The following is a 4725-nucleotide window of genomic DNA, read 5'->3' as shown; positions in this document are numbered from 1 at the left end:
GGGCGGTTCACCCGGTTGGCGGCCGGGTCACAGGCGAGGCCCGTCAGGGCCAGGGCCACGGGGAGGAGGCGCTGGAGCGTCATGCAGATTTGCCTAGGTGTTGGAGGGGGAAGAGGGTTCGGTCTCTCAGCGCGGCCTGGAGCACCAGGGTGGCCGCGCCCACGGCGATGGCGCGGTCTCCCAGCGCGGAGGTGACGATGCGCGTCTCCGCCATGGAGGTGGACAGCGCCCGCTTGCGCACCGACGCGCGGAGCGGGTCCAGCAGCAGGTCTCCCACCGACGAGATTTCACCGCCGAGCACGACGATGGCGGGGTTGAGCAGGTTCAGCAGACCGGCCACGGCGATGCCCAGGTAGTGCCCGAGCCCGTCGATGACCTGCCGCGCGGCCGGCTCACCCGCCCGCGCGCCTTCCACCAGCTCGCGCACCGTGAGGGTGCGCTTGTCCTTGCGACCCATCAGCTCCCGCGCCCGCTCCAGCAGCGCCGCGGACCCGATGAGCGTGACGAGGCAGCCGCGCAGGCCGCACACGCACTGCGGCCCGGAGGAGTCCACCGCCATGTGGCTGATTTCGCCCGCGGTGCCGCCCGCGCCCCGGTAGACGTCGCCGTGGATGATGTGGCCGGAGCCGATGCCCGTGGCCAGCTTGATGTACGCCAGGTCCTCGCCGTTGACGCCCGCGCCCCAGTAGCACTCCGACAGCGCGCCCAGGTTCGCGTCGTTGTCCACGAACACCGGCAGGCCGAACGCGCTCCGCAGGGACTCCTGCACGTCGTAGTCGCGCCAGGCCGGCACCAGCAGCGGTGACAGCTTGCCGGGCGTGGACGGGTGGACGGGGCTGGGCACGGCGACGCCCATGCCCGCCACCGAGCGGCGCGGCACGCGCTCAGCGTCCAGGACCGCATGGACCAGCTCGCGCACCTTCTGGAGCGTGCCCTTGGGGTCCTCGCGGACGGCGTGGCTGGCGTGCCGGTACGCGCGCACCCGGCCCCGCAAATCGGTGAGCGCGGCCGTCACGTGGGTGGCGCCCAGCTCCACGCCGATGAGGCTGAACGCGTCATCGCAGAAGCCGATGAGGGTGGGGCGACGGCCGCCCCGAGACACCCCGGCGCCAATGCTGCGCACCAGGCCGGAGCGCTCCAGGTCCACCACGATGGCGGAGACGGTTGACGGACTCAGCTCCGTCCGCCGGGCGATTTCCGCCCGGGAAATCTGACGCTCGCGCCAGATCATGTTGAGCAGCAGGCTGCTGTTCTGCGCGCGCATGCCCGCCGCATCGACCGTCGTCACCGCCGTACCCACTCGCATCGTCCTCTCGCTCCGTTCCGCCGCGAGGATGGGGTGGGTGTCAGTGCCAGTGGATGTCGTCGATGAAGAAGACGAGCGGAGTCGTCCTCCCACCAGCGGTCCACCCGAAGCCACCCACCACCGTCCCATACCGGACGCGGCTGATGTCGATTGTGTACTGGGTCGGGGTGGTGGTGAGCGCCACGTTCTCGACTTTCGCCTCGAAACCGTCCGGGGCGTTCATCCCCACCATGAAGGAGACGACTTCGCCGCCCTCGGTGCCCCAGGCGTAGAAGGACACGGTGTTGGCGCCGTCCGGGACGCTGAAGCCGGGCTGGTCGCCCCAGTTGCCTTCCGGGTACTGCCAGTACACGCCCGCCCAGCCGTCGTTGCCCGGCGTCCAGGTGAACTTGTGGCAGGCGCCCAGCTGCGTGCCCGCCCGCCCAGGCACGCACTCGGTGCCGTCGTAGGTGACGCCGCCCTGCGCGCCGTCGCCCATGTAGCCACTGGGAATCCAGGTGCCGTCCACGGCCAGGGGCAGCGTGGGGACGCTCCCAGCGTCTTCCTCGGTGCCCGCGTCTTCCTCGGTGCCCGCGTCCGGCTCCGCGCCGGCGTCCGGCTGGGTGCCCGAGTCAGGCTGCGTACCGGAGTCAGGCTGCGTGCCTGAGTCCGGCTGCGTGCCTGAATCCGGAGTTTGCTGGCCTGCGTCAGGCGTTGGCGTCGGGTCCTCTTCTGGGTCACAGCCCGCCACCAGACCAGACACCGCGAAAACGCCCGCCGCCACCCACGCCCACGCGAAACGCTTGTTCGGATGCATGCACTCCCCTCCACAGCTGGAAGACTTCGTTCTTACTGCGAAGAAACCAGGGTGCTTCGAGAGTCGTCGTTCACTGGCGCGGCGCGTTGCAGCTCCCTGCGCAGCCGCGAACGAACAGAAGTTCTTTCGAGTGACGAAGAAAGTACCAGTGAGATTCCGGTGATTGCAAGTCTGTGACAGCCCATTCCCCGTGACGCGGCGCTCCAAAGCCAGACGGCCCACCCTCCGGAGGGAAGGTGGGCCGTGGCGGACGTCGGGTTGGGACGTGCGGCTATTCGTCGCTGACGGGGTCCAGCAGGTAGCTGACGCGCACCATGAACTCGCGGGAGAAGACGGGCATGGGCGCGTGGCCGCCGTTGTAGGGCTGGGCGATGCGGAAGTTCGTGCCGGTCAGGTTGTAGACGCCCGCGCCAAGCTCCAGCCCGCGCGTGCCCACGTCCTGGGCGCGCACGAAGAGGTTGAGCAGCAACTGCGTGGGCAGCGCCTCCACCGCCGCGTTGCCTTCGTCATCCGGCACGTCCACGGCGTAGCGCTTGCCCACGAGGACGGCGGTGGGGCTGACGGTGAGCCAGGGCAGCACCTTGATGCTGCCGGTGAGCGCGGCCTTGTGCGTGGGCATGCCCGTGAAGGCGTTGGGCTGTCCGGGGACCTGGTAGTCCTCCACGTCGTTGCGGCCTGACGGGGTGTAGAACGAATAGTTGAGGGCGGCGCGGCCCCAGCTTCCGCGCACGTGGTAGTCCAGCTCCACGCCGCGGCTGCCCAGGCGCCCGAGGTTGCGGTAGGCCTCCGTGTTCGTCGCCGCGTCGTACGAATAGATGATGGGGTCCGCCACGCCCATGTCGAAGGCGTTGGCGCTCAGCGCGTGGCCTTCTCCCAGGCGCAGCGTGCCCTCCAGCTCGAGCACGGTGGTGCGCTCGGGGCGGATGTCATCGCCCAGGCTGATGTTCTCGATGCTGGGGGCGCGGAAGGCGCGGCTGAACAGGGCCTTGCCGCTGAACGGCCCGAAGCCGCGCAGCAGCACCAGCCGCGGCACGAAGGACTCGCCGAAGGCGCTGTGGTTCTCCACGCGCGCGCCCGCCACCACGTTGACGAAGGGGTTGGCGGAGAAGGCCTCCACGAAGCCCGCCACATTCACATAGGAGACGCGGGTCGCCTCCTCGGGGCCGAAGCCCGTCTGGAGGCCCACGCCCACCGGGCCATTGACGCGCCCCTGGTCGGACGTCACGTCCACGCCGCCGGTGAGCTGCAGCCAGTCCAGCGCCGCCCAGCGCGCCAGCGTCCGGCCTCGCAGGCGCAGCACCTGCTTGTCGTAGAAGAAGGGCGACTCCGGGTCCGAGTCACTGAAGGGCTTGGAGAAGGTGAGGTTGAGGCGGGGGACGATTTCCACCCGCTCGCTCGGGCGGAACCGGTCGCTCAGCTCCGCGTGGAGGGACTCGAAGTTCGTCGGCGCGGGCGCCTCCAGCACCTCGTCGAAGGCGACGATGGCGGAGGTGGCATAGCGCTGGTACAGCACGCTGAGCTGCAGGTCCTTGTAGCCCACGCCCGCCTGCACCATCGTCGGGTCCAGCCGCGAGTTGCCGCCCAGCTGCGCCGAGTTGCCGAAGAAGTCCTGGAAGACGCCGCTGCTGCGCTGCGCCTGGGACAGCCCGGCGGACGCGAAGAGGCTCAGGCCCGGCGCGGACTCGAACACCTTGCGGCCGGAGACGGTGAGCCCCCTTCGGCCGTTGACGCCGCTCATCTGTCCGTACATGCCGGACACCATCAGGTCCGTGCTGCCCTGGACGCCGCGGGTGACGACGTTGATGACGGCGAGCTCCGCGTTGCCGCCGTAGATGACGGAGCCGGGGCCGCGCACCACCTCGATGCGCTCGATGAGCTCGATGGGGAACTCGTTGCCCAGCTGCATCGTGGAGTAGAGCTGCTCGTTCATCTCCTTGCCGTCCACGACGAGCAGCACCTTGCCCTCGTAGCCCCACAGGCCGCGGAAGCCGGGGCCCACCGCGCCCTGGATGTCCACGCCGAAGAAGAAGCCGGGAATCTGCAGCAGCAGGTCCATCAAGTCCCGGGCGCCGGTGTTGCGAATCTCCTCCGCGTTCATTGCCGTGACGACGGCGGGGGACTCCTGGAGCCGGGTGACGGCGAAGGAGGCCACCTGGCTGTGGACCTCCGGCTCCTCGTCGCCCAGGCCCCCCGCTTCGGTGTCCTGAGCGAGCGCGGGACTGGCGCACAGGAGGAGCAGCGCTCCGAGTGAAGGTTCGGACCACCTACGACAGCGGCGCATATCGACCTCGATGAGGAAAGGGCGCGCGGCTCGCCGCGCGAACGGCTTCACGTCAGCGGATGCGGACGGCGGTGCTCTGGTCCGCCACGACGTCGACGGTCAGCTTCCGCTTCACCACGCCATTGACGCGGACCTCCAGGCGGGCGGGCCCGGCGGGGAGCCCCTGGGCGACGAGGGGCGGGAAGCCATAGGGCCGGCTGTTGATCCACACCTCGCCGTAGAGCCCGGGAGACGTCACGTCCAGGCGGCCCTTGCCCGTCGCCGGGGGGGCGGCGGTGGCCACAGACGGCTCAGCCGCGGGAGGCGATTCGGCGCGCGCCGCGGTGGCGGCGCGCGCCGAAT

At 70.1% G+C, this 4725-nt stretch carries 3 protein-coding genes and 1 pseudogene; all 4 read right to left on the bottom strand.

Features of this window, described 5'->3' with window-relative positions; translation table 11 throughout:
• Positions 1-79 precede the first annotated feature (79 nt).
• Positions 80-1306 (bottom strand): ROK family transcriptional regulator, encoded by a 1227-nt coding sequence (locus G4D87_RS33865; RefSeq protein ID WP_163786810.1) that lies wholly within the window; start codon positions 1304-1306, stop codon positions 80-82.
• 40 nt (positions 1307-1346) lie between these two features.
• Positions 1347-2102, bottom strand: a complete 756-nt coding sequence (locus G4D87_RS33860; protein ID WP_163786809.1) for a hypothetical protein — start codon at positions 2100-2102, stop codon at positions 1347-1349.
• 271 nt (positions 2103-2373) lie between these two features.
• Positions 2374-4383, bottom strand: a complete 2010-nt coding sequence (locus G4D87_RS33855) for a TonB-dependent receptor plug domain-containing protein (RefSeq protein WP_163786808.1) — start codon at positions 4381-4383, stop codon at positions 2374-2376.
• 52 nt (positions 4384-4435) lie between these two features.
• A pseudogene (locus G4D87_RS33850) lies at positions 4436-4725 on the bottom strand (PEGA domain-containing protein); the annotation flags it as partial.

The organism is Myxococcus vastator, assembly GCF_010894475.1.
GTDB classification, from domain to species: domain Bacteria; phylum Myxococcota; class Myxococcia; order Myxococcales; family Myxococcaceae; genus Myxococcus; species Myxococcus vastator.
The sequence above is the reverse complement of the archived record's forward strand: the minus strand, read 5'-3'. Positions and strand labels throughout refer to the sequence as shown.

What these genes read in the sequence shown, in the direction of transcription:
- G4D87_RS33865 (WP_163786810.1), bottom strand. Translation starts at nt 1,306, where the DNA reads ATGCGAGTGGGTACGGCGGTGACGACGGTCGATGCGGCGGGCATGCGC.
- G4D87_RS33855 (WP_163786808.1), bottom strand. Translation starts at nt 4,383, where the DNA reads ATGCGCCGCTGTCGTAGGTGGTCCGAACCTTCACTCGGAGCGCTGCTC.
- G4D87_RS33860 (WP_163786809.1), bottom strand. Translation starts at nt 2,102, where the DNA reads ATGCATCCGAACAAGCGTTTCGCGTGGGCGTGGGTGGCGGCGGGCGTT.